This window comes from Shewanella sp. (assembly GCF_013214165.1).
GTDB lineage: Bacteria > Pseudomonadota > Gammaproteobacteria > Enterobacterales > Shewanellaceae > Shewanella.
In genome coordinates this window covers 1-2,701 of the sequence record NZ_JABSSM010000165.1, presented here as the reverse complement: position 1 = coordinate 2,701, position 2,701 = coordinate 1, and the positions used below count along the sequence as shown (strand labels likewise).

The 2,701-nt window shown below is 40.0% G+C and carries 1 protein-coding gene and 2 pseudogenes; 1 reads left to right on the top strand and 2 read right to left on the bottom strand.

The window, feature by feature from the left end:
* Nucleotides 1–276: 276 nt before the first annotated feature.
* Together HRU42_RS20890 and HRU42_RS20885 are read right to left on the bottom strand one after the other, a co-directional pair.
* Nucleotides 277–420, bottom strand: a pseudogene (locus HRU42_RS20890) (IS6 family transposase); the annotation flags it as partial.
* A 94-nt stretch (nucleotides 421–514) separates the two neighbouring features.
* Complete coding sequence (locus HRU42_RS20885) at nucleotides 515–1,693, bottom strand: MFS transporter (RefSeq protein ID WP_295033995.1); 1,179 nt, start codon at nucleotides 1,691–1,693, stop codon at nucleotides 515–517.
* Between the two features lie 261 nt (nucleotides 1,694–1,954).
* Between HRU42_RS20885 and HRU42_RS20880 the strand changes: the two are divergent.
* Nucleotides 1,955–2,314: pseudogene (locus HRU42_RS20880) on the top strand (transposase); the annotation flags it as partial.
* Between the last annotated feature and the right edge of the window lie 387 nt (nucleotides 2,315–2,701).

Below are 2,701 nucleotides of genomic sequence, written 5' to 3'. Positions count from 1 at the left end.
ACACAACGATTAATTATGTGATAAAACGGAGTCGATTCTGGGTCGATAAGGGTTCGTCGAGCTGAAGTCATAGAAGCTACCTCATAAAAAGCTAAATCAAGATAACTTAAAGCTTAGTAGGGGATAATTGAAAAGACAAAAGATATGGCTGTCCTGTCTTTTTCGATTGAAAAGACAAAAGATATGGCTGTCCTGTCTTTTTCTGTCCTGTCTTTTTCGTCTTTTGGTTAAGCACTTAGCTGTGCGGGGTTCCTTATGAATGAGCCTCTTTTTTTCTAGAGTATTTATCATTTGGTTGACGCTGGGCGGAGAGAACATCTGCTCAATTTCACGGTAACTTAGTTTGTAGGCTAGGTAATACCGAAGCGCCAGCATGATGATATCCGTTGGAAAATGTCGCATCGAGAAGTTAAGTGTCATGCAGTGGAGATGTGAATAAATGTCTGAACATCATCAACATGTTACCTTCTACGTCAACTTTTTCGACATCATATTGATGCTAAGTATTTCATTTTTATTTAACTGTGGGTTCAGTTTCAAGATTCCAATAGGCATGATTTCTTTTTCTTAACCAAATAAGCGCGATGATTAAGGTAACAATTATAAGTCCTGCGTTAAAAATGATCATCGCAGGTAATAGTCCAAAAATGTCCGCTATTGCACCACTGGCTATAACAGGAATAGAAAAACCAAAATACGCATAGATAAAGAACCCCGCTGTGGCCCTTGCTCTATTATCGGGGGCTCTTGAAGCAAATTCGGATAAAGCGGCAAGGTATGTAAAGCCATAGCTCGCTGCACCAGTTGTAGCCGAGCCTAAAAGAATAAGAATCAAAGACTTAAGCCAAACACCCAAGATCAAGATAAGGAAGCCGACAGGAATTAAAATTAAACCTAACGCAAGTGAATTTTTATTATTCATTTTCCGAGCTATCGGCTGACAAAGAAAACCTACAAAGATAGCTAAGAAAATAACCAGTCCAGTCCAACCTTCGAGTTGTAATTGTTTTAACTGTAATGGAACTACGGCAATGATCATTCCTGTGGTAGCCCAAGCTAATGTCATTGATATTCCATATACCCATGTTTTATTAGGAAAAATAGGCAAGCGAAATAAAGGTACAGGTTTAGGTGTATATACCCGTGGCATGTTAATAAATGCGACCACCAGTATGGGGACTAATATGAACAGTATGACAAAGCTGGCAGGCATCAGTGTGGGTCCCTGCAAACTTAGACTGAGGCTAGTTGCTAAAGCTCCGCCGGAGAAACCTATTGACGTTGCAGAGGTGACTAATAATGTTGCAAATTGTTCCTTGCTGTTATCTAACAGTTCCGCCATATAAGCCGCTCCAGACGTCATCACTAATCCCGTACCAACACCAAGTAATAAGCGTGCTATAAATAAGCTCCCCCAGCTTGGATTTATAACAAGAAGTATTGTAGCGCTAACACATAGAAGCAATGCAATGATGATTGGCAAGCAACGACCTACTCTATCTGAAAGTCCTCCCAAGAAAAAAAGTGTTGGTAATATACCCACTACATAAGCGGCAAAAGCTAAGGTAACAGCAGTTGAACCAATGTTACTTTCTGCGGTATAGACTCCATAAAGGGGTGTTTGAAGGTTTACCGCAAATGTAACGGTGAACAATACTAATGACAGTAAGGCTGGATAAACATATTTAGACATTTCAATAATATGTACAAGTTAATTGTTTATATAACTTATACATATTTAATTGAAAAATGTATATCACTTTGTTTAATACTTACCTTTGTATCAATCGCATCGGGTTTATCTTGTGCAGATTCAAGTACGATTGTCCGATTGTCCGATTGGACAAAATATCCTTGTCTTGCATCGCGTGTCTTTCCCCCTGTGTCAGGATAGTTGTCACCACTTAAAATAATCCATTAATTTAATATAGGGGGGCGGTTAACAGAGAGCGAGATGACCCGATATTCACAAGAACGTAAAGAAGCGATCCTTAAAAAGTTATTACCGCCCCTAAATATGACTGTCGCAGAGGTTGCGCATTGTGAAGGGATTTCGACTAAAACCTTGTATAATTGGCGAAATAAACTCAGAAAAGAAGGTCGCCCTGTGCCCGGTAAAACATTAACCAGTGATGACTGGTCAGCAGAAGCTAAGCTTGCAGTCATCATCGAAACGGCTCCGATGACCGAAACTGAAGTGAGTCGGTACTGCCGAGAGAAAGGCTTATTTCGTGAACAAGTACAGCAGTGGAGGCTAGATTGTTTAGGCGGATTTACGTCGAGTGAAGTTCAAGCTAAAACGATTAAGCAGCAAGAATCAATTTATCGAGCCACCCAACATAAAAATGAAGCCTTTGACCACATACAAGTGCTGACATTGTGAGTGCTAAATGGCATACAAGGCGATGATTTATTTTAACTTAAAGTATCAAGGCGGTGAGTTTGATGCACCCGTGATAAGTGGACACCCATAAGATTTTTGATAGGTTAACTTCCCTCAAGTTCAACGTAGTGAATGCAGGGTATCAGCCATGATTAAACCCCTCAAATAAAAATTAATCAGGCCATATATGGACGCTCCCTCCCCGTCAAGACAATACCTCTCTAACTAAGGTATTTTTACCTTAGTTAGCCTTTGACTTTTAACTAACTCTAATTGCTACTGATGTGACTCATAGCCGCTAAAAGCGGTTGTACTGCC

What these genes read in the sequence shown, in the direction of transcription:
- HRU42_RS20885 (WP_295033995.1), bottom strand. Translation starts at nt 1,693, where the DNA reads ATGTCTAAATATGTTTATCCAGCCTTACTGTCATTAGTATTGTTCACC.